Genomic DNA, 20034 nt, shown 5'->3' with positions numbered 1-20034 from the left:
GGTCACAGGGCCGTCGCGTGCAGGAAACCTACGGCGCACCGGCGGAGTCGAGCCATGTCGATCCTCCACACATTCACCCCCCATGGGACGGGCCCGCTCCCCATAGGGGGCGGGCCCGTCCACCGCCAACCGAACTGATCGGCGGCCGTCGACATGTGGTGGCGCCACCGTCAGCGGGCGGCCGCGTACTCCGGCAGGTCGATCCCGTCGGCCTTGCTGAAGAAGAGGCGGGTGGCGAGCCCGCGCAGCGGGCGGGAGGTCATGGCCCGCATCGACAGGTCGCGCATCCGGATCGCGGCCCGGCTGGCCGGCAGGAAACCGGAGATGCCGCCGCCCGGGAGCTCCTGGCTGCGCGTCACGTGCGGGCGCAGCAGCTCCTCGTAGCGGCGGTAGGCCACCGCGTGGTCGCCCCGCGCCGCCGCCAGCTCGCCGGCCAGCAGGTACGCGCCGACCAGCGCGAGGCTGGTGCCCTGCCCGGTGAGCGGGGACGGGCACCAGGCGGCGTCGCCGAGCAGCGCCACCCGCCCGGCGCTCCACGAGTCCATCCGCACCTGGCCGTACCGGTCGAAGTAGAAGTCGCCGGCGGCCGGCGCGGCGGCCAGCAGGTCGGCGGCGCGCCAACCGACGTCGGCGAAACGCTCGGCGAGCAGCCGTTGCTGGGCGGCCCGGTCGCGGCGGTCCACGTCGAGTTCGCCGGAGCGGAAGCTGAAGAAGGCTGCGGTCCGGCCGTCCCGGGTCGGGCGGGTGCCGACCACCCGGCCGCCCGGCGCGTTGTGCAGCAGGAACCATCCGGTCTCGTCCCGGTACGGCGTGGAGAAGTAGGCCAGGTACGCGCCGAGCGGCCGGACGTACGCCGACTCGGGGCCGAAGGCGAGCGCCCGGGTGCGGGAGTGCGAGCCGTCCGCGCCGATCACCAGGTCGACGGTGCGCGGGGCGGAGCGGGTGAAGGTGAGCCGCACGCCGTCCCCGGTCTGGTCCAGGGTCTCGATCGAGTCGTCGAAGACGTACTCGACGTCGTCCCGGGTGGCCTCGTAGAGCAGCCGGGCCAGGTCGCCGCGCTCGATCTCGATGTCGGCGACGATGCCCTCCCCGCCGAAGGCGTGCACCGGCAGCCGGGCGCGCGTCTCGCCCCGCCCGTCGACGTACGCCATGCCCTGCTCCCGGACGGTCGCGGCCCGGATCCGGTCGGTCAGCCCCATCAGGTCGACCACCTGGCGGGCGGTCCCCCGCACGTCGACCGTCTGCCCGCCGGGACGCAGCCCGGGGGCGTTCTCCACCACGGTCACGGCGAAGCCCTGCCGGCGCAGCCAGAAGGCGAGGGCCGGGCCGGCCACGCCGGCGCCGGAGATGAGCACGGTCCTGTCGTTCATGGTGTTCTCCTGAGATCGCGCGTACACCGTCCACCCGGCCCGGGCCGGGCACTGCGCGTCACGCTAGGTCCGTGCGGAGCCGCGCGCCCCCGGCGACCTAGTACGCTGCCCGTTCCGGGGTGCCCGGTGGCGCCGGTGTACTAGTACGCTGCCGGGATGTCGCCGCACGGTCAGGGCCAGGAACCGCCGTACCGGCGGATCGCCGCGGAGATCCGCCGCCGGATCGACCTGGGCGAGCTGCGACCCGGTGACCGGGTGCCCTCGGCCCGGCAGCTCACCCGCGAGCACGGGGTGGCCATCGCCACCGCGACCCGGGTGCTCGCCCTGCTCCGCGCCGAGGGACTGGTGCTGACCCGGCCCGGCGCCGGCACCGTCGTCGCCGCGCCCCGGCCCGAGTCGCGGCGCGCGGAGCCGGAGCTGAGCCGCGAGCGGGTGCTGCGCACCGCGATCGACCTCGCGGACGAGGGCGGCCTGGCGGCGGTGTCCATGCGCCAGATCGCCGCCGAGCTGGGCGTCGCCACCATGTCGCTCTACCGGCACGTACGCGGCCGGGACGAGCTGATCCTGGCGATGGCCGACGCGGTGCTGGCCGACGCCCCGCTGCCGGCCACCGAGCCGGCCGGCTGGCGCGCCCGGCTGGACGTGCTCGCGCGGGCGCAGTGGGCGGTCTACCGGCGGCACCGCTGGGTGCCGCACGTCATCTCGATCGCCCGGCCGCAGCCGCTGCCGCACGGCATGGCGCACACCGACATGGCCCTGCGGGCCACCGCCGGGCTGGGCCTGGACCGGCAGGCGCGCTGGCACGTGGCGATCACCCTGATGGCCTACGTGAAGGGCATCGCGACCAACCTGGAGATGGGCGCGCAGGCGGTGCAGGACACCGGCCTCACCCACGACCAGTGGGTGGACCGGCAGCAGGCCACGTTCCAGGAGGTGATGGCCGGTGGCGGGCTGGCCACCATGGACGCCCTGACCAGCGGCGGAGTCGACCTCGACCTGGAGACCGTCTTCGACTTCGGCCTGCGCCGGCTGCTCGACGGCGTCGCCACGTTGATCGAGGGCGACGTCAGTCCGGGAAGGTGACCACCCAGCGGGCGCCCTCGCCCCGGGCCAGCCGGTCCAGCGCCGCGGGCGCCTCGTCCAGGGGGATGGCCCCGCTGACCAGCGGCGCCAGGTCCAGACTGCCGTCGGCGAGCGCGACGGCCAGCTCCGGCACCTCCCGATCGGGGTCCGAGGAGCCGTAGACCGAGGACCGCAGGGTGCGGGCCGAGTGGAAGATGTCCAGCGCCGACAGGCTGAGCAGGTCGTCCTTGGCGCCCATGCCGACTACGGTGACCGCTCCCCCGCGTCGCGTCGCCCGCCAGGCGGCCCGGATGGTGACGGACCGGCCGACGCACTCGAAGGCGTGGTCGACGCCGCGCCCCTCGGTGCGCGCCCGGACCTCCTTGGCGAGGGTGTCGTCGGAGTGGAGGAAGTCGGTGGCCCCGGCGGCGAGGGCGAGGTCCCGCTTCGCCTCGGCCACGTCGACGGCGAGGATCGGGGCCGCGCCGGCCCGCCGGGCGGCGGTGAGCACGGCGAGGCCGACCCCGCCGAGGCCGATCACCGCCACCGACTCGCCGGGGTTGACCCGGGCGGTGTTGCGGACCGCGCCCGTGCCGGTGAGCACCGCGCAGCCCAGCAGCGCGGCCTGCTCCGGCGGCAGGCCGGCCGGCACCTCGATGGCGGCCCGCTCGGGCACCACCACCTCCTCGGCGAGCGCGCCGAGCCCCAGCGTGACCTGGAGCGGGCCGCCGTCGGCGGTCTCGCCCCGGGCCACCGAGGCGCCGGTGTTGGCCGTGCAGAGCCAGGGCTCGCCGTGCCGGCAGTGCCAGCAGGCGCGGCAGGCGGGGGCCCAGTTGAGCACCACGGGCGTGCCGACGGCCAGCCGCGTGCCGGGGCCGGCCTCGGCCACCACGCCGGTCGCCTCGTGCCCGAGCACCAGCGGGTACGCGGGCGCCACCGTGCCGTCCACCATGGCCAGGTCGGAGTGGCAGATGCCGGCGGCCCGGATCCGCACCCGCAGCTCGCCGGGGCCGGGGTCGGGCAGGCGTACCTCCTCGACGGCCGGGGTGGCGCCCCGGCCGCGGACCACGAGCGCCCTCACCGCTGGATCGCCTTCAGCTCGGTGAACTCCTCGATGCCGTGGCCGCCCAGCTCGCGGCCGAGGCCGGACTGCTTGTAGCCGCCGAACGGGGCGAGCGGGTTGAACGCCCCGCCGTTGACGTCCACCTGGCCGGTGCGCAGCCGGCGGGCCACGGCCAGCGCCGCCTCCTCGTCGGCGGACCAGACCGCGCCGGCCAGCCCGTACCGGGAGTTGTTGGCGATGGCGACGGCCTCGTCGGTGTCGGCGAACGGGATGACCGCGAGCACCGGGCCGAAGACCTCCTCCTGGGCGAGGGCGCTGTCCGGGTGCACGTCGGCGAAGACGGTGGGGGCGACGAAGTGCCCGCGCGGCGGCAGCGGCGCGTCCGGGCCGCCGGCGACGAGGCGGGCGCCGTCGGCGAGCGCCCGGTCGACGTGCCCGCGGACCCGCTCCGCCTGGGCGGCGGAGACCAGCGGGCCGAGGCGGGTGGCCGGGTCGAACGGGTCACCGGGCCGGTATCCGGCCACGGCCGCCGCGACGAGGTCCAGCGCCTCGGCGTACCGGTCGCGGTGGACCAGCATGCGGGTCCAGGCGGTGCAGGTCTGACCCGAGTTGAGCAGTGCGTTGCCGACCCCGACCTTCACGGCGGTGGGCAGGTCGGCGTCGGCGAGGATCACGTTGGCCGACTTGCCGCCGAGTTCCAGGGCGACCCGGGCGATCCGGTCGGCGGCCAGGTGGGCGATCCGCCGGCCGGTGGCGGTGGAACCGGTGAACGAGACCAGGTCGACGTCGGGGTGGGCGGCCAGGGCCTCGCCGACCACCGGCCCGGTGCCGGGCACCAGGTTGACCACCCCGGGCGGCAGGCCGGCCTCGGTGATCGCGTCGAAGAGCAGGTACGCGGTGAGCGGCGTCAGCTCGCTGGGTTTGAGCACCACCGTGCAGCCGGCGGCGAGGGCCGGGGCCACCTTGGCGACCACCTGGTGCAGCGGGTAGTTCCACGGGGTGATCGCGCCGACCACGCCGACCGGCTCGCGGACCACGAGGGAGTTGCCGACGGTCTTCTCCGCCAACGGGCGGGCGGCCAGGTCGACCATGCCGCGCAGCACGGCCAGCGGCAGGCCGGCCTGTACCCGGGTGGCGAGCTTGAGCGGGGTGCCCAGTTCGAGGGCCACCGTGCGGGCGATGTCGTCGGCCCGGGCGGCGAGCGCGGTGTGCAGCCGGTCGAGGTGGGCGGCCCGCTCGGCGGGGGCGGTGGCGGCCCAGCCGGGGAAGGCGGCCCGGGCGGCGGCCACGGCGCGGTCCACGTCGGCCGGGGTGCCGGCGGGGACCTGCCCGAGGACCTCCCCGGTGGCCGGGTTCTCGACCGGGATCGTCCCGCCGTCCGCCGGGTCGACCCAGTCCCCGGCGACGTGCAGATGGCGGCGGACCAGCAGGGCGGGGGGCGCGTCGGCGAGATCCATGGCGTCCCTTCGGGGGGCGGGAAACTAGCAGTGGGAGTTTTGACGCTACCCCGGACCGGTCCCGCGTTCCAGGGGGGTCACCGTTCGGGCGTACTCGGCGGCGAGGCCGTGCAGCAGCGCGTCGAGGCCGAGGGTGAACGCGCCCTCGTCGACGCTGCGCTGGTGGCCGCGGAGCCGGTGGGCCTGGTTGAGGTGCGGGTGGGCCGCGTACAACTCCGGGTCCTCGACGAAACCGCGGGCGAACGAGCCGAGCGCCGAGCCGGCCACGAAGTAGCGCATCGCGGCGCCGATGTGGGTGGCCCGCGCCGGCGGCCAGCCCGCCCGGACCAGGGCGCCGTAGACGGCGTCGGCCATGGCCAGCGCGGCCGGCCGGCGCCCCGGCCCCTGCGCCAGGTACGGGACGATGTTCGGGTGGACGGTCAGGGCCTCGCGGTAGGACCGGGCCCAGCGGCGCAGCGCCTCGACCCAGTCGTACCGGTCGAAGACGCCGACGTCGACGGAGGCCGTGACGCTGTCCGCCACCGCGTCGAGGATCTCGTCCTTGGTGGCGAAGTGGTTGTAGAGCGACGGGCCCTGCACGTTCAGCGCGGCGGCCAGCCGGCGGGTGGAGAGCGCGCCGAGGCCGTCGGCGTCGATCAGCGCGAGCGCGGTCTCGACGATCCGGTCCCGGTTCAGCAGGGCCTGGCGGGGACGGGGCACCTCAGCCCACTTCCGCCGGGCCCGCACCGCACGCCCCTCGCCGGTCGAATCCCGCCACGCCGCCTCCCCCGTCGGAACACCTGCTCACGCACCCTAACCGGGGCAGGGCCGGGGAGCCTCACCGCGACGGCCGGAGGAGGGGTCTGGACGGATGAAAACTTACACCGCTAGTTTAAAGGGCGACCGCCGCCCGCAGCGGTCCACCGTAACGCCGACCGAGGGAGCATCGTGGACTTCGCACTGTCCGACGAGGAACGGGCCGTCCGGGACACCGTGCGCGCCTTCGTCACCCGCGAGGTGCTGCCGCTGGAGCAGGAGGTGCTGCGCCGCGAGCGCGCCCACCAGCCCGGCCTGGACCGTTCCGAGCTGCGCGAGCTGCAGCTCAAGGCGAAGAAGTTCGGCTTCTGGGGCCTGGCCACCCCCGAGGAGTACGGCGGGATGGACCTGCCCGCGGTGCTCCAGTCGCTGATCTGGACCGAGCTGGGCCGCTCCTTCGTGCCGTTCCGCTTCGGCGGCGAGGCGGACAACATCCTGTTCCACGCCACCGAGGAGCAGAAGCGGGAGTTCCTCCTCCCCACCATCGAGGGGGAACGGATCTCCTGCTTCGCGATCACCGAGCCGGGCGCCGGCTCGGACGCGGCGAACATCAAGCTGCGGGCCCGCCGCGACGGCGACGACTGGGTACTCGACGGCGAGAAGACGTTCATCACCAACGGCAACGACGCCGACTTCGCCATCGTGGTGGCGGTGACCGACCCGGAGAAGGGCGCCCGCAAGGGCGGCGCGACCGCGTTCCTGGTGGACCGGGCGATGGGCTGGCGGTCGGAGTTCATCCAGACCATGGGCGAGGGCGGGCCCGCGTCACTGATCTTCGACGGCGTACGCGTGCCGCACCGCAACATCCTCGGCGAGATCGGCCAGGGCTTCACGCTGGGCATGGAGTGGATCGGCAAGGGCCGCTACACCATCCCCTCGCACGCCATCGGCATCGCCGAGCGGGCCCTGCAGATGGCCATCGATCACGCCAACACCCGGGAGACCTTCGGCGCGAAGATCGGCACCAACCAGGCGATCCAGTGGATGATCGCCGACTCGGAGACCGAGCTGGAGGCGGCCCGCTGGCTGGTGCTGAAGTCGGCGTGGACGGTAGACCAGGGCCTGGACCCGCGGCACGCCTCGTCGATGGGCAAGCTCTACGGCGCCGGCATGGTCAACCGGGTGGTCGACCGGGTGCTGCAGATCCACGGCGGCATGGGCTACACCCGGGAGCTGCCGATCGAGCGCTGGTACCGGCAGGTCCGGCTGTACCGGATCTTCGAGGGCACCGACGAGATGCAGCGGCTCATCATCTCCCGCGACCTGCTGCGCGGCTACACGAAGATCGGCGGCCACCTGGCCTGAGCCGGCGCGGCTCCCGCCCGGTCCGGGGGCGGGAGCCACCGCCGCCACGCCTCAGCCGGTCAGCGCCGCCAGGGCCAGGTCGACGTCCTCCTCGGTGGTGTAGAGGTGGAACGCGGCCCGGACCCGCCCGGCGCGGACCGCCGCCCGCACCCCGGCCCGGGCCAGCTTCTCCTGCGCCCCGGGCACCTCGACGGCCACGATCGCGCTGTCGCCAGGAGGCCGGCCCAGCCCGGCGAGGAAGCGGTTGGCCAGCGCCACGTCGTGGGCGTGCACGGCGGGCAACCCGATCTCGGCGAGCAGTTCCAGGGCGGGGGCCGCCCCTACGTAGCTGAACCAGGCCGGCGAGATGTCGAAGCGCCGCGCGTCGTCGGCCAGCCGCAGCGGGGGGCCGTAGTAGGAGGCGTGCGGGTCGGCGCCCGCGTACCAGCCGGCGGCGTCCGGCCGCAGCCGCTCGCGCAGCGCCGGGGCCAGGTAGCCGAAGGCCGCCCCGCGCGGCGCCATCAACCACTTGTACGCGGCCACCGCCACCACGTCGGCCAGCCCCGCGTCGAAGGGCAGCCAGCCGGCCGCCTGGGTGGCGTCCACCGCGACGAGGGCGCCGTGCGCCCGGGCCGCCGCGACGATCGTCCCGTACGGGGCCACGGCCCCGTCGGCGGACTGCACGAGGCTGAACGCCACCAGGTCGGTGTCGCCGTCGATCGCGTCGACCAGGCCGGCGAGCGGCACGGTCCGGACCCGGACGCCGCGCTCCTGCTGCACCAGCCAGGGGAACAGGTTGGAGGTGAACTCCACCTCCGGGACGACCACCGTCGCGCCGGCGGGCAGGGCGGCGGCCACCGGGGCGAGCAGTTGCGAGGCCGTGCTGCCGATCGTCACGTCGGCCGGGGCCACCCCGACCAGCCGGGCGAACCCGGCGCGGGCCCGCTCGGCGGCCTCACCCCAGCCCTCCCAGGAGATCCGGCCCACCCGCCAGTCGGCCAGCGCGTCCTGCAACGCCTGCCAGGCCGGCTCGGGCGGCAGCCCGTAACTGGCGGTGTTCAGCCAGCCGGGCTCCGGCTGCCACAGCTTCTGTGCCTGCTCCACGTCCATGCCACCGACGCTAACGATCACCGCCGGCCACCGGGACGGCCAATCCCGGCCTCGTGGTCCCCTCCGGCCACGCGGCCGGGGGCCACCGGCCACGCCGCCAGGGGTGTGCCGGACGGGCCTGCCGGACCCGGGGGGCCGGCAGGCCCGGGGCGCGGGTCGGCTCAGGCCGTCCGGTCGGCCAGGGCGGCCGGGGTCCCGGCCGGCTCGGCAGCCTCGTCGTCCGCGTCCTCGTCGTCGAGCATGGTCGCCTCGTCGAACGGGCGCTGCCCGCTGAGCACGGCCTGGGCCTGCGCCCGGTCGAACTCGCCGGTCCAGGTGCCGACCAGCACGGTGGCCACCGCGTTGCCGGCGAAGTTGGTCAGTGCCCGGGCCTCGGACATGAACCGGTCGATGCCCACGATCAGCCCGACGCCGTCGACCAGGTCCGGCCGGTGCGACTGGAGACCGCCGGCCAGGGTGGCCAGGCCCGCGCCGGTCACCCCGGCGGCGCCCTTCGAAGCGATGATCATGAAGGCCAGCAGGCCGATCTGCTCGCCGATCGCCATGGGCTTGCCCAGGGCGTCGGCGATGAACAGCGCGGCCATCGTCAGGTAGATCGCCGTGCCGTCGAGGTTGAAGGAGTAGCCGGTCGGCACGGTGATGCCGACGACCGGCCTGCTGACGCCGAAGTGCTCCATCTTGGCGATGAGCCGGGGCAGCGCCGACTCCGAGGACGAGGTGGACAGGATCAGCAGGAACTCCCGGCCCAGGTACCGCAGCAGGGCGAAGATCGAGACACCCGACACCAGGCGCAGCAGCGTGCCGAGCACCACGATCACGAAGATCAGGCAGGTGGCGTAGAAGCCGAGCATGATCTGGGCGAGGCTGGTCAGCGCGTCCACGCCGGTCGCCCCGACGAGCGCGGCCATCGCGCCGAAGGCGCCGATCGGCGCCACCCACATGATCATCGCGAGGATCTTGAAGACCAGGCGCTGGATGAGCTCCACGGCCCGCAGCACCGGCTCACCGCGCCGGCCCATGGCCTGGACGGCGAAGCCGGCCAGCAGGGCGACGAGCAGCGTCTGGAGCACCGAGCCCTCGGTCAGCGCGGAGAAGAGCGAGGTGGGGATGATGCCGAGCAGGAACTCGACGGTGTCGCCGCTCTCCCCGCCGGCCGCGGACTTGCCCGCGTCGGCCACCTCCGGGCCGAGGTTCAGGCCCGCGCCGGGGTGGACGATGTTGCCGACCACCAGGCCGATGGCGAGCGCCACCGTGGACATGAGCAGGAAGTAGCCGAGCGCGAGGCCGCCGACCTTGCCGACCCGGGCCGCCTGCCGCACGGACCCGACGCCCAGGACGATCGTGCAGAAGATGACCGGGCTGATCATCATCTTGATCAGGTTCACGAAGCCGGTGCCCAGCGGCTTCAACTCCTTGCCGACCTCGGGCGCGGCGAGGCCGACCACGATGCCGGCGACGACGGCCAGGATGACCGCCAGGTAGAGGTACCGGGTCCGGTCCCGGCGGGCGGGCCGGGCGGCCGCGGGGGTGGGTGGGGTGGTGATGTCCATGCCGACAATGTGAGGCAGGTCTCACCGCGGGGCACGCTTGCGTTCATTCTGTTCACCCGCGCAGCGGACGGCCGAAAGCGCACCGGGAGGGTGCGCCAGACTTGCCGACGACCGGCGGCGGGAGGAGGGGAACGTGGCCCGACGGCAGTGGAGCATCGCGGGGCAGCTCTTCGCCCTCCAGGCGGTGGTGGTGACGCTGCTCGTGCTGGCCGGCGCGGCCGGCGCCGTCTGGCTGGCCCGCAGCGACTCCCACCAGGCCGCGGAGGACGAGGTGCTGGCCGTGGCGCAGGCCGTCGCCGGCTCCCCCAACGTCCGGGCGGCCCTCACCAGCACCGACCCGCCGGCCACCCTCCAGCCGTACGCGGAGGCGACCCGGGTCGCCACCGGGACGGATTTCGTCGTGGTGATGGCCCCGGACCGGACCCGCTACTCGCACCCGAGCCCGGAGCTCATCGGGCAGCCGTTCATCGGCGACATCGGCCCGGCGCTCTCCGGCGAGCCGTTCACCGTCACCAACGTCGGCACGCTCGGCGAGTCGGTGCGCGCGGTCGTCCCGGTGTACGACGACCGGCACCGGATCATCGGGCTGGTCTCGGTGGGCATCACCACCCGGGCGATCAACCGGAAGCTGCTCGCCCAGGTGCCGGTGCTGCTCGGCGCCGCCGCGCCCGCCCTGGCCCTCGCGGCCACCGGATCCTGGCTGCTCAGCCGCCGGCTCCGCCGGCAGACCCACGGCCTCGGACCGAACCAGATGACCCGGATGTACGAGTACTACGACGCGGTCCTGCACTCCGTCCGCGAGGGCCTGCTGGTGCTGACGCGGGACCGCCGGGTGGCGCTTGTCAACGACGAGGGGCGCCGCCTGCTCGGGCTGGCCGACGACGCGGCCGTGACCGACCGGCCGGTCGCCGGGATCGACCTGCCCCCGGCGGTGGCCGAGCTGCTCGGCTCCGGCCGGGACGCGCACGACGAGCCGATCCTGGCCGGCGACCGGGTGCTGGTGGCCAACCAGCGGACCACCCGCTTCGAGGGCGCCGTGCTCGGCACCGTGCTGACCCTGCGCGACCAGACCGAGCTGCGCAACCTGGCCAGCGAGCTGGACTCGGTCCGCGCCCTCACCGAGGCGTTGCAGGCGCAGACCCACGAGTCGGCGAACCGGCTGCACACCGTGCTCACCCTGGTCGAGCTGGGCCGCACCGACGAGGCCGTCCGGCTGGCCACCCGCGACCTGGCGCTCGCCCAGCAGCTCACCGACCGGGTGGTCGGCGCGGTGACCGAGCCGGCGCTGGCCGCCCTACTGCTCGGCAAGTCGGCGCAGGCCGGTGAGCGCGGCGTGGACCTGGTGATCGAGCCGGACTGCCGGCTCGACGACAGCCCGCTGCCCACCACGGACCTGCTCACCGTCGTCGGCAACCTGCTCGACAACGCCCTGGAGGCGGTCGCCGGCACCCCGCCGCCGCGCCGGGTCCGCGTCCTCGTCGGCACGGTCGACGACGAACTGGTGGTCCGGGTCGGCGACAGCGGCCCCGGGCTGGACCCGGACCGGGTGGCCGACGCGTTCCGGCGCGGCTGGTCCACCAAGAGCGCCGGCCGGGGGCTGGGCCTGGCGCTGGTCGGGCAGGTGGTCCGCCGGCACGGCGGCGCCGCCGGGGTCGTCCGCACCGACGACGGGGAGACCGTGTTCACCGTCCGGCTGCCGGTCCCGCGGGAGGCGCGATGAGCGACATCCGGGTGCTCGTGGTGGAGGACGAGCCGCTGCTGGCCGAGGCGCACCGGGCGTACACCGAACGGGTGCCCGGCTTCGTGGTGGTCGGCGTCGCGCACACCGCGCGGGACGCCATGGCGGCGCTGCGCCAGCACGGCGGCGCGGACGTCGACCTGGTCCTGCTCGACTTCCGGCTGCCCGACCTGCACGGCCTGGACGTGTGCCGGGCCCTGCGGGCGGCCGGCAGCAGCGTGGACGTGCTGGCGGTGACCTCGGCGCGGGACCTCGCGGTGGTCCGCACCGCGGTGTCCCTCGGCGTGACCCACTACCTGCTCAAGCCGTTCACCTTCGCCGCGTTCCGCGACAAGCTGGAGCGGTACGCCGACTACCGGCGGCAGGCCCTCGCCGACGGCGAGGTGGCCGCCCAGCACGAGGTGGACCGCATGTTCGCCACGCTGCGCGGAACGACCCGGCACACCCTGCCCAAGGGCCTGGACGAGCAGACGCTGCACACCGTGCTGGCCGCCCTCGGCGACGGCGGGCTGTCCGCCACCGAGGTCGGCCGGCGCACCGGGACGTCCCGGGTGACGGCCCGGCGCTACCTCGAGTACCTGGTCTCCGCCGACCGCGCGGTCCGGGTGCCCCGCTACGGGACGCCGGGCCGCCCCGAGGTGGAGTACCGGCCGACCTGACGACAGGGGTGGATCGGGCGGCGCGGGGACGGATAGCGTCAGCCTCGCAGCCACTCCGGAGGTCGTCGATGATTCTCGAGATCCGCACCTATCGCCTGAAGCCCGGCACGGTCGACGAGTTCGTGCGGGTGATGCGGGAGGAGGCCGCGCCCCTGCTCGGCCACTTCGGCATCCGGGTGGTGGCTGCCGGAGCGTCGCTGGCCCGTGAGGACGGCCACGAGGAGGCGTACCTGATCCGGGGTTTCCCGTCCCTGGCGGTGCGGGACGAGCAGGAGGAGGCCTTCTACGGCAGCGACGCCTGGCGGGACGGCCCCCGCGACGCGATCCTGTCCCGCATCGAGAGCTACCACACGGTCGTGCTGGAGACCGCCGACGCCGCCGCGGACGTCCTGGGCGGCCACCGGCTCTGAGTTGCCCGTCCTGGCCGCGTCGCCGCGGCAGCCGGCGCAGCCGACCGGGTCAGTCCTCCACCACCGAGGCCCGCGCCGGATCCGCCGGGTCGATGCCGGCGTCCTCCAGCCGCTGCTCCAGCGCCTCGAGACCGTGCGCGTGGCGGAACGTCTTCTCGGCCCCGGTGATGGGCAGCAGCCAGAGCACCCGGATGTGCCCCTCGGGAAAGGCGCACACCTCCAGGTCGGGCCCCCAGAGGTACGGGAGGCTCACCAGCAGGTGGTCACAGCTCGACCCGGGCGTCCACGGACGACCGATCGGCACGGTGTGTCCCACGTCCAGCGCGTTACGCCCGCCCGCCGCGTGGTAGTACGCGTTCATCGTGACCGTCTCCACGTGCTGGTCGGACGGCTCGGCGGTGTAGAGGACGAATTCGAGACCGTGTCCGTGGTGCTGGGTCACGTCCCACAGGCCGGCGCTCACGTACAGCCAGCCGCCCTCCCCCGGCCCCGGCGAGAGGCGGAGGACGTGGAAGGCGGGTACCCGGCCGTGGATCGGCCCGACGGCCGGCGGCAGCACGTCCAGCGCCCGGGTGGGGAACCGCGCCCGCAGGTGGTCCCGCAGGTGGCCGGCGGACGGCGACAGCTCATGATCCACCGGCCGATCCTGTCAGCTGACGTTGGCCGGGCCGAGGACGCTCTTCAGGTCGCCCATCAGCGCGGTGGTCGCGGCCACGCGGAACGGGCCCAGGCGCAGCGTGGTGGTCTTGCCGCCGTTGAGCAGCTTGACGTGCACCTCGGTGTCGCCCGGGTGCAGCACCAGGGTCTCCTTGAGCTTCTCCACCAGCGGCGGCGTGCAGCGGTGCACCGGGATGGTGAGGGTGACCGGCTTGTTCGCCGGGTTGCTGCTGATGTCGGGCATCTGCATGTCCATCGCCATGATCCGGGGCGTGTCGTCGCGGCGGTCGACCCGCCCCTTCACCACGACGATGGCGTCCTCGGCGATGTACTGCCCGATCACCTCGTAGGTGTTGGGGAAGAACAGCGTCTCCACCCCACCGGCCAGGTCCTCCAGGGTGGCCGAGGCCCAGGCCCGGCCCTGCTTGGTGACCCGGCGCTGCACGCCGGAGAGGATGCCGGCCAGGGTGACCACCGCACCGTCGGGCACGGTGCCCTCCTCGGAGAGGGCGGCGATGGTGGTGTCGGCCGCCGCGCCGAGCACGTGCTCCAGACCGAAGAGCGGGTGGTCGGAGACGTAGAGGCCGAGCATCTCGCGCTCGAAGGCGAGCTTGTCCCGCTTGTCCCACTCGCTGTCGCCGATGACCGGCATCACCGTGGTGCTGCCGCCGGTGTCCGCGTCACCGAAGCCGGCGCCGAACAGGTCGTACTGGCCGACGGCCTCCTTGCGCTTGACGTCGGCGTACGCGTCGATGGCGTCGGCGTGCACGGCGAGCAGGCCCTTGCGGCTGTGCCCCAGCGAGTCGAAGGCGCCCGCCTTGATCAGCGATTCGATGGTCTTCTTGTTGCAGGCGACCGCATCCACCTTGGACAGGAAGTCGTAGAAGTCGGCGTACTCGCCCTTCTCCTCGCGGCACCGCATGATCGCCGCCACCACGTTCGCGCCGACGTTGCGCACGGCGGCCAGGCCGAACCGGATGTCCTCGCCGACCGGGGTGAACGGCCCGGCCGAGGTGTTGACGTCCGGCGGGAGGACCTGGATGCGCATCCGGCGGCACTCGGAGAGGTAGAGCGCCATCTTGTCCTTGTCGTCGCCCACCGAGGTGAGCAGCGCCGCCATGTATTCGGCCGGGTAGTGCGCCTTGAGGTACGCGGTCCAGTACGACACCAGGCCGTAGGCGGCGGAGTGCGCCTTGTTGAACGCGTAGCCGGCGAACGGGACGAGGACGTCCCACACCGCCTGGATGGCCTGGTCGGAGTATCCACGCTCGCGGCAGCCGTCCCGGAACGGGATGAACTCCTTGTCGAGGATCTCCTTCTTCTTCTTGCCCATGGCCCGGCGCAGCAGGTCCGCCTGGCCGAGGGTGTAGCCGGCGAGGATCTGCGCGGCGCGCTGCACCTGCTCCTGGTAGACGATCAGGCCGTAGGTGGGGGCGAGGATCTCCCGCAGCGGCTCCTCCAGCTCCGGGTGGATCGGTGTGATCTCCTGGAGGCCGTTCTTGCGCAGCGCGTAGTTGGTGTGCGAGTCCACGCCCATGGGGCCGGGCCGGTAGAGCGCCAGCACGGCGGAGATGTCCTCGAAGTTGTCCGGCTTCATGAGCCGCAGCAGCGAGCGCATCGGCCCGCCGTCGAGCTGGAACACGCCCAGGGTGTCGCCCCGGGCGAGCAGCTCGTAGGCCGGCTTGTCGTCCAGCGGCAAGCCCAGTAGGTCCAGCTCCTTGCCGTGGTTGAGCTGGATGTTCTTGACCGCGTCGTCGATGATCGTGAGGTTGCGCAGGCCGAGGAAGTCCATCTTCAGCAGCCCGAGCGACTCGCAGGTCGGGTAGTCGAACTGCGTGATGATGACGCCGTCGGCGTCGCGCCGCATCAGCGGGATGTGCTCGATGATCGGCTCGGCGGACATGATGACGCCGGCGGCGTGCACACCGGTCTGCCGGATCAGGCCCTCGATGCCCTTCGCCGTCTCGATGACCTTCTTGACGTCCGGGTCGGACTCGTAGAGGCCGCGGATCTCGCCCGCCTCCGCGTAGCGCGGGTGCTTTGGGTCGAAGATGCCGGAGAGCGGGATGTCCTTGCCCATGACGGCCGGGGGCATCGCCTTGGTGATCCGGTCGCCCACGGCGTACGGGTAGCCGAGCACGCGGGCCGAGTCCTTGATCGCGGCCTTCGCCTTGATGGTGCCGAAGGTGGCGATCTGGGCGACCTTGTCCTCGCCCCACTTGTCGGTGACGTACCTGATCACCTCACCGCGCCGGCGCTCGTCGAAGTCGATGTCGACATCCGGCATCGAGATGCGCTCGGGGTTGAGGAACCGCTCGAAGATCAGGCCGTGCGGGATCGGGTCCAGGTCGGTGATGCCCAGGGCGTACGCGACCAGCGAGCCGGCGGCGGACCCACGGCCCGGACCGACCGCGATGCCCTGGCTCTTCGCCCACTGGATGAAGTCGGCGACCACGAGGAAGTAGGACGGGAAGCCCATCTGGATGATGACGCCCAGCTCGTACTCCGCCTGGACGACGTGGCCCTCGGGGATGCCGTTCGGGTAGCGGCGCTTCAACCCCGCGAAGGTCTCCTTGCGGAACCAGGACTCCTCGGTCTCGCCCTCGGGGATCGGGAACCGCGGCATGAGGTTGTGGAACTCGAACATGCCGGCCGGGTCGACCTTCTCGGCCACCAGCAGGGTGTTGCGGCAGCCCTGCTGCCACAGTTCGGACGAGTCGACGGCGCGCATCTGCTCGGCCGACTTCACGAAGTAGCCGCCGCCCTCGAAGCGGAACCGGTTGGGGTCCGCCACGTTGCTGCCGGTCTGCACGCAGAGCAGCACGTCGTGCGCCTCGGCCTGCGCCTCGTGGGTGTAGTGCGAGTCGTTGGTGACCACCGGCGGGATGTCGAGCTTGCGGGCGATCTCGGTGAGCCCGTCCCGGACCCGGCGCTCGATGTCGAGGCCGTGATCCATGATCTCCAGGAAGTAGTTGTCCTTGCCGAAGATGTCCTGGTAGGCGGCGGCGACCTTGAGCGCCTCGTCGAACTGGCCGAGCCGCAGCCGGGTCTGCACGGCGCCGGACGGGCAGCCGGTGGTGGCCATGATGCCCTCGGCGTGCTCGGCGATCAGCTCCATGTCCATCCGGGGCCACTTGACGTAGTGGCCCTCCATCGAGGCGCGCGAGTTGAGCTTGAAGAGGTTGTGCAGGCCGTCCCGGTTCGCCGCCCACATGGTCATGTGGGTGATGGCGCCGTTGCCGGAGACGTCGTCGCTCTTCTGCTCCGGGCGACCCCACTTGACCCGCTGCTTGTGGAAGCGCGACTCCGGCGCCACGTACGCCTCGACGCCGAGGATCGGCTTGACCCCGGCGGCCATGGCCTGCTTGTAGAAGTCGTTCGCGCCGTGCATGTTGCCGTGGTCGGTGATCGCCACCGCCGGCATGCCGAGCCGCGCGGCCTCGGCGAACAGGTCCTTGAGCCGGGCCGCCCCGTCCAGCATCGAGTACTCGGTGTGTACGTGCAGATGCGCGAACGAATCGCCCATGCGTGGCGCCCCCCGGGGTGTGGATCAAGGTTACGTCGGAGTCGACCGACCCACCCTACCGAGGCGATCTGACCGGCTCCACCGTCCGCGCCGGGGGTGTCCCGGGTCTCTCCGTTCCGATGGTGGTGGCGCACACGATGGTGTGCCTCTTGCTCATAGTGTGTGACACACACTATCGTGTGATGCATGGTGAGCGACGAGGTCCTCCGGACCCATCTCCAGGAGCTACGACGCGGCACCGTCGTGGTGGCCAGCCTGGTGGCCCTGCGCCGACCCGACTACGGCTACGCGCTGCTGCAACGGCTGGCCGCGCACGGCTTCCCGGTCGACGCCAACACCCTCTATCCCCTCCTCCGGCGGCTGGAGGAGCAGGGGCTGCTGACCAGCGAGTGGAACACCGAGGAGAGCCGGCCGCGCAAGTTCTACCGCACCAGTGACGACGGTGAAGCGGTGCTGGGCCGCCTCCTCGACGACCTGGCCGCGGTGCAGACGTCCGTCACCCAGCTGATCGAAGGAGTGGGACGATGAGCTCCCTGACCGACCGTTACCTCGCGGCCACCCTGCGGGCCGTGCCGCAGCAGCGCCGGACGGAGCTCGCCGACGAGCTGCGCGCCTCCATCGAGGACATGATCGACGACCGGACCGGCGGCGGCCAGGAGCGCGACACCGCCGAGCGGGAGGTGCTCACCGAGCTGGGCAACCCCGAACAGCTCGCCGCCCGCTACACCGACCGCCGCCTCCAGCTCATCGGCCCGCGCTACTACCTGGTCTGGTGGCGGGTGCTGCGGCTGCTGCTCACCTTCATCCCGGCGATCGTCGGCGTGGTCACCGGCGTGGTCAAGGCCACGGTCGGCGGCGAACCGGGCGCGGCGATCGGCGCCGGCATCGCGAGCGGCCTGCAGACCGCCGTGCAGATCGCGTTCTGGGTCACCCTCTGCTTCGCCGTGCTGGAGCGCACCGACACCTCGCTCAACCTGCCCGAGTGGACGGTCGACCAGTTGCCCGAGGAGACCCGGGAGCGGCAGGTCACCCTGGTCGACACCTGCGCCTCGGTCGTGTTCCTGGTCGTCACCATCGCGTACCTGCCGTGGCAGCACTTCCAGCCGTGGCTGTCCGGGGACGGCTCCCGGCTGCCGATGCTCGACCCGGCGCTCTGGCGCCTGTGGCTGCCGGCGCTGATCGTGGTGCTGGTCGCCAGCGTGGGCCTGGAGATCGCGAAGTACCGGGCCGGCCGGTGGACCTGGCGGCTGGTCGCGGTCAACGCCGTGCTCGAACTGGCGTTCGCGGTGCCGCTGATCTGGCTGCTGCTCACCGACCGGCTGCTCAACCCGGCCCTGATCGAGCGGTTCGCCTGGCTGCGCGAGGGCGGTGCGGACGACGTGACCCGCGTCGCCGCCGTGGTCACCGCCGCGGTCGTGGTCTGGGCCGTGATCGACAGCACGGTGAAGGCCCGCAAGGCCGCCGACTGAACACCCGCCGCCCGCCCGGTCGCGCCCTCCCGACGGAGGCGCGACCGGGCTCGTGCGCGGCCGGCCTCAGACGTTGGCCGCCAGCGCCCGCCACTCCCGGGCGAGCAGGGCGTACACGGCCTCGTCGGTCCACTCGCCCTTGACGAACTCGTTCTCCCGCAGGTGCGCCTCGCGGCGCATGCCGAGGCGCTCCAGCACCCGGGCGGACGCGGTGTTGCGGGCGTCCAGCCGGCCGACGATCCGGTGCAGCCCGAGACCGTCGAAGCCGAGCCGCAGCATCTCCCGCGCCGCCTCGGTGACGTACCCCCGGCCGGTGTGATCGGGATGGGCGACATAGCCGATCTCGCCCTGCCGGTGCTCCCCGCTGGTCCAGCTGAGCAGCACGTCGCCCACGAACTCGCCGGTCTCCGCCAGGACGAGGGCCAGGTTGAGCACGTCACCCGGCTGGCGCAGCGCGGTGCGGCGCACCATCCGGTCGACCGCGGCCCGGGCGGCGGCGTCGGTGTACGGCTCGTGGTAGAGGAACCGGGTCACCTCCGGCCGGCCGCGGTAGTCGCGGAGGACGGCCAGGTCGGCGAGGGTGAAGGCGCGCAGGAGCAGGCGCTCGGTGCGCAGCGGCAGGTCGGGAACGAGCATGCCGGCAGGGTACGGGGCACGGGCCGGCAGGTCAGCCCGGTTTCCCGGTGACCCCGTCGGACCGGGACCGCCCGGGGACCTTGCGTCGGCTGCCGGACTCGTCCGGGGCCTCCGGGCGGCGGCGGGCATAGCCTGGAATCCCGGCCCACCGGCGAGCACTGGACGAGCTGATGCCTCTCCCGGACGGTACCGACGAGCTGGCCCGGTCGGCCGCGCGCGGCGACCCGGGAGCGCTCGACGCGCTGCTGGTCGCCGTCCGGCCCGAGGTGCTGCGCCAGTGCGCCCGCCTGCTGCCCCACCGGCAGGACGCCGAGGAGGCCTGCCAGGACGCGCTGCTCGCGCTGGCCCGGGGGATCACCCGGTTCGAGGAGCGCTCGTCGTTCCACACCTGGCTCTACCGGCTCACCGCCAACCGGGCGCGCTCCACCTACCGGGTGCTGCGCCGGCGCTGGCAACTGGAGGCCGGCGGGGTGCCGCTGCCCGACCCGCCCGACCCCCGGCGGACCAGCGTGGTGGCCGGCACCCGGCTCGACCTGCTCGACGCGCTCGACGCGGTCGCGCCCGACCTCGCCGAGGCGGTGACCCTGCGGGACGTGCTCGGGCTCGGTTACCGCGAGATCGCCGGCCTGCTCGACGTGCCGGAGGGGACGGTCAAGTCCCGGATCCACGAGGCCCGCCGGCAGGTCCGGCGGCGGATGTCCGATGGGTGAGCCGTGCCGCCGTGGCCGCCGGCGCCCCGCCGCGCTCGCCGTCCTCGCCGTCCTCGCGGGTGTGCCGGCCTGCGCCACCGACCGCCCGGTCGCGCCGCTACCGGTCCGGCCGCCCACCCCGGCGACCAGCACCGTCGGCGCCACCGCGCCGCCCACCCCCACCGCACCCGCCCCGGAGCCGTCGACAGTCACGCCGCCGAGCCGGCGCCCCGCGCCGCCCGCGCCGAGCCGCAGCCGGCCGGCCCGGCCGACCGCGTCGACCGCGCGGCCGGACGCGTGTCTCGGCGCGGTCCGCTACGACCTGGTCCTCGCCGAGACCGAGCTGGCGCTCCTGAAGTCGCTCTGCTTCGCCACCGGCGGGGTGCTGCGCATCCGGGGCATCGGGCCGGGTCAGGTCACCGTGGACCGGGAGGACCTGGTCTCTCGCAGCTACGAGGCCGGCGTGGTGGACATCCGGTTCGTGCGGACCGGCACCATCGTGGTGACGATCCCGCAGGACGGCCGGACGTACCCGATCACGGTGGTGGTGGTCTGACCC

18 protein-coding genes are annotated in these 20034 nt (G+C 73.6%); 9 read left to right on the top strand and 9 right to left on the bottom strand.

What is annotated here, in order from left to right:
• Positions 1 to 170: 170 nt before the first annotated feature.
• Positions 171 to 1370: an FAD-dependent monooxygenase gene (locus NFX44_RS13205; protein WP_262283811.1), complete on the bottom strand. Its 1200-nt coding sequence runs from the start codon at positions 1368 to 1370 to the stop codon at positions 171 to 173.
• Positions 1371 to 1526: 156 nt separating this feature from the next.
• Between NFX44_RS13205 and NFX44_RS13200 the strand changes: the two genes are divergently transcribed.
• Positions 1527 to 2453, top strand: a complete 927-nt coding sequence (locus NFX44_RS13200; RefSeq protein WP_262283810.1) for a TetR/AcrR family transcriptional regulator C-terminal domain-containing protein — start codon at positions 1527 to 1529, stop codon at positions 2451 to 2453.
• Here NFX44_RS13200 and NFX44_RS13195 read toward each other — a convergent pair.
• Genes NFX44_RS13195 through NFX44_RS13185 form a run of 3 tightly spaced genes read right to left on the bottom strand, consistent with a single transcriptional unit; the run spans position 2437 to position 5651 of the window.
• A complete protein-coding gene (locus NFX44_RS13195) occupies positions 2437 to 3513 on the bottom strand; it encodes a zinc-binding dehydrogenase (RefSeq protein WP_262283809.1) in 1077 nt (358 codons plus the stop codon). The genes NFX44_RS13200 and NFX44_RS13195 overlap by 17 nt on opposite strands.
• Positions 3510 to 4952 (bottom strand): aldehyde dehydrogenase family protein, encoded by a 1443-nt coding sequence (locus NFX44_RS13190; RefSeq protein ID WP_262283808.1) that lies wholly within the window; start codon positions 4950 to 4952, stop codon positions 3510 to 3512. The genes NFX44_RS13195 and NFX44_RS13190 overlap by 4 nt, the downstream gene beginning before the upstream one ends.
• Before the next feature lie 45 nt (positions 4953 to 4997).
• Positions 4998 to 5651, bottom strand: a complete 654-nt coding sequence (locus tag NFX44_RS13185; protein WP_262283807.1) for a TetR/AcrR family transcriptional regulator — start codon at positions 5649 to 5651, stop codon at positions 4998 to 5000.
• A gap of 228 nt (positions 5652 to 5879) precedes the next feature.
• On the opposite strand from NFX44_RS13185, the gene NFX44_RS13180 reads away from it, so the two are divergent.
• Entirely contained in the window at positions 5880 to 7052 is a 1173-nt protein-coding gene (locus NFX44_RS13180) for an acyl-CoA dehydrogenase family protein (RefSeq protein WP_262283806.1), read from the top strand.
• Between the two features lie 51 nt (positions 7053 to 7103).
• On the opposite strand, the gene NFX44_RS13175 is transcribed toward NFX44_RS13180, so the two are convergent.
• Both NFX44_RS13175 and NFX44_RS13170 read right to left on the bottom strand, forming a co-directional pair.
• The gene (locus tag NFX44_RS13175) at positions 7104 to 8141 is read right to left on the bottom strand and encodes an aminotransferase class V-fold PLP-dependent enzyme (RefSeq protein ID WP_262283805.1); all 1038 of its coding nucleotides are present in this window, start codon (positions 8139 to 8141) and stop codon (positions 7104 to 7106) included.
• Positions 8142 to 8302: 161 nt separating this feature from the next.
• Positions 8303 to 9691 (bottom strand): cation:dicarboxylase symporter family transporter, encoded by a 1389-nt coding sequence (locus tag NFX44_RS13170; protein WP_262283804.1) that lies wholly within the window; start codon positions 9689 to 9691, stop codon positions 8303 to 8305.
• Positions 9692 to 9824: 133 nt separating this feature from the next.
• Between NFX44_RS13170 and NFX44_RS13165 the strand changes: the two genes are divergently transcribed.
• The 3 genes from NFX44_RS13165 to NFX44_RS13155 all read left to right on the top strand — a co-directional run bounded on the left by NFX44_RS13165 (position 9825) and on the right by NFX44_RS13155 (position 12498).
• Positions 9825 to 11411, top strand: coding sequence for a sensor histidine kinase (locus NFX44_RS13165; RefSeq protein ID WP_262283803.1), 1587 nt, complete (start codon positions 9825 to 9827; stop codon positions 11409 to 11411).
• Entirely contained in the window at positions 11408 to 12088 is a 681-nt protein-coding gene (locus tag NFX44_RS13160) for a response regulator (protein WP_262283802.1), read from the top strand. Before NFX44_RS13165 ends, NFX44_RS13160 begins: the two co-directional genes overlap by 4 nt.
• 68 nt (positions 12089 to 12156) lie before the next feature.
• The gene (locus NFX44_RS13155) at positions 12157 to 12498 is read left to right on the top strand and encodes an NIPSNAP family protein (RefSeq protein WP_262283801.1); all 342 of its coding nucleotides are present in this window, start codon (positions 12157 to 12159) and stop codon (positions 12496 to 12498) included.
• Between the two features lie 49 nt (positions 12499 to 12547).
• Here the strand turns inward: NFX44_RS13155 and NFX44_RS13150 are convergent, their stop codons facing one another.
• Positions 12548 to 13135, bottom strand: coding sequence for a suppressor of fused domain protein (locus tag NFX44_RS13150; RefSeq protein WP_262283800.1), 588 nt, complete (start codon positions 13133 to 13135; stop codon positions 12548 to 12550).
• Between the two features lie 12 nt (positions 13136 to 13147).
• Entirely contained in the window at positions 13148 to 16681 is a 3534-nt protein-coding gene (gene dnaE, locus NFX44_RS13145) for a DNA polymerase III subunit alpha (protein WP_262283799.1), read from the bottom strand.
• Between the two features lie 186 nt (positions 16682 to 16867).
• Here dnaE and NFX44_RS13140 point away from each other — a divergent pair, with 186 nt between their 5' ends.
• The gene (locus NFX44_RS13140; protein ID WP_091309963.1) at positions 16868 to 17209 is read left to right on the top strand and encodes a PadR family transcriptional regulator; all 342 of its coding nucleotides are present in this window, start codon (positions 16868 to 16870) and stop codon (positions 17207 to 17209) included.
• Positions 17206 to 18150 (top strand): permease prefix domain 1-containing protein, encoded by a 945-nt coding sequence (locus NFX44_RS13135; RefSeq protein ID WP_262283798.1) that lies wholly within the window; start codon positions 17206 to 17208, stop codon positions 18148 to 18150. Before NFX44_RS13140 ends, NFX44_RS13135 begins: the two co-directional genes overlap by 4 nt.
• A gap of 66 nt (positions 18151 to 18216) precedes the next feature.
• Here NFX44_RS13135 and NFX44_RS13130 read toward each other — a convergent pair whose 3' ends face one another.
• Complete coding sequence (locus NFX44_RS13130) at positions 18217 to 18786, bottom strand: GNAT family N-acetyltransferase (protein WP_262283797.1); 570 nt, start codon at positions 18784 to 18786, stop codon at positions 18217 to 18219.
• Between the two features lie 170 nt (positions 18787 to 18956).
• On the opposite strand from NFX44_RS13130, the gene NFX44_RS13125 reads away from it, so the two are divergent.
• Both NFX44_RS13125 and NFX44_RS13120 read left to right on the top strand, forming a co-directional pair.
• Positions 18957 to 19496: an RNA polymerase sigma factor gene (locus NFX44_RS13125; protein WP_262283796.1), complete on the top strand. Its 540-nt coding sequence runs from the start codon at positions 18957 to 18959 to the stop codon at positions 19494 to 19496.
• On the top strand, positions 19489 to 20031 hold the full coding sequence (locus NFX44_RS13120; protein ID WP_262283795.1) for a hypothetical protein: 543 nt from the start codon (positions 19489 to 19491) through the stop codon (positions 20029 to 20031). Before NFX44_RS13125 ends, NFX44_RS13120 begins: the two co-directional genes overlap by 8 nt.
• The last annotated feature ends 3 nt before the right edge of the window (positions 20032 to 20034 follow it).

It is taken from the genome of Micromonospora sp. MA102 (assembly GCF_025460765.1).
GTDB classification, from domain to species: domain Bacteria; phylum Actinomycetota; class Actinomycetes; order Mycobacteriales; family Micromonosporaceae; genus Micromonospora; species Micromonospora halotolerans.
The sequence above is the reverse complement of the archived record's forward strand: the minus strand, read 5'-3'. Positions and strand labels throughout refer to the sequence as shown.

What these genes read in the sequence shown, in the direction of transcription:
- NFX44_RS13175 (WP_262283805.1), bottom strand. Translation starts at nt 8,141, where the DNA reads ATGGACGTGGAGCAGGCACAGAAGCTGTGGCAGCCGGAGCCCGGCTGG.
- NFX44_RS13170 (WP_262283804.1), bottom strand. Translation starts at nt 9,691, where the DNA reads ATGGACATCACCACCCCACCCACCCCCGCGGCCGCCCGGCCCGCCCGC.
- NFX44_RS13120 (WP_262283795.1), top strand. Translation starts at nt 19,489, where the DNA reads ATGGGTGAGCCGTGCCGCCGTGGCCGCCGGCGCCCCGCCGCGCTCGCC.
- NFX44_RS13125 (WP_262283796.1), top strand. Translation starts at nt 18,957, where the DNA reads ATGCCTCTCCCGGACGGTACCGACGAGCTGGCCCGGTCGGCCGCGCGC.
- NFX44_RS13160 (WP_262283802.1), top strand. Translation starts at nt 11,408, where the DNA reads ATGAGCGACATCCGGGTGCTCGTGGTGGAGGACGAGCCGCTGCTGGCC.
- NFX44_RS13140 (WP_091309963.1), top strand. Translation starts at nt 16,868, where the DNA reads ATGGTGAGCGACGAGGTCCTCCGGACCCATCTCCAGGAGCTACGACGC.
- NFX44_RS13205 (WP_262283811.1), bottom strand. Translation starts at nt 1,370, where the DNA reads ATGAACGACAGGACCGTGCTCATCTCCGGCGCCGGCGTGGCCGGCCCG.
- NFX44_RS13190 (WP_262283808.1), bottom strand. Translation starts at nt 4,952, where the DNA reads ATGGATCTCGCCGACGCGCCCCCCGCCCTGCTGGTCCGCCGCCATCTG.
- NFX44_RS13155 (WP_262283801.1), top strand. Translation starts at nt 12,157, where the DNA reads ATGATTCTCGAGATCCGCACCTATCGCCTGAAGCCCGGCACGGTCGAC.
- dnaE (WP_262283799.1), bottom strand. Translation starts at nt 16,681, where the DNA reads ATGGGCGATTCGTTCGCGCATCTGCACGTACACACCGAGTACTCGATG.
- NFX44_RS13130 (WP_262283797.1), bottom strand. Translation starts at nt 18,786, where the DNA reads ATGCTCGTTCCCGACCTGCCGCTGCGCACCGAGCGCCTGCTCCTGCGC.
- NFX44_RS13200 (WP_262283810.1), top strand. Translation starts at nt 1,527, where the DNA reads ATGTCGCCGCACGGTCAGGGCCAGGAACCGCCGTACCGGCGGATCGCC.
- NFX44_RS13135 (WP_262283798.1), top strand. Translation starts at nt 17,206, where the DNA reads ATGAGCTCCCTGACCGACCGTTACCTCGCGGCCACCCTGCGGGCCGTG.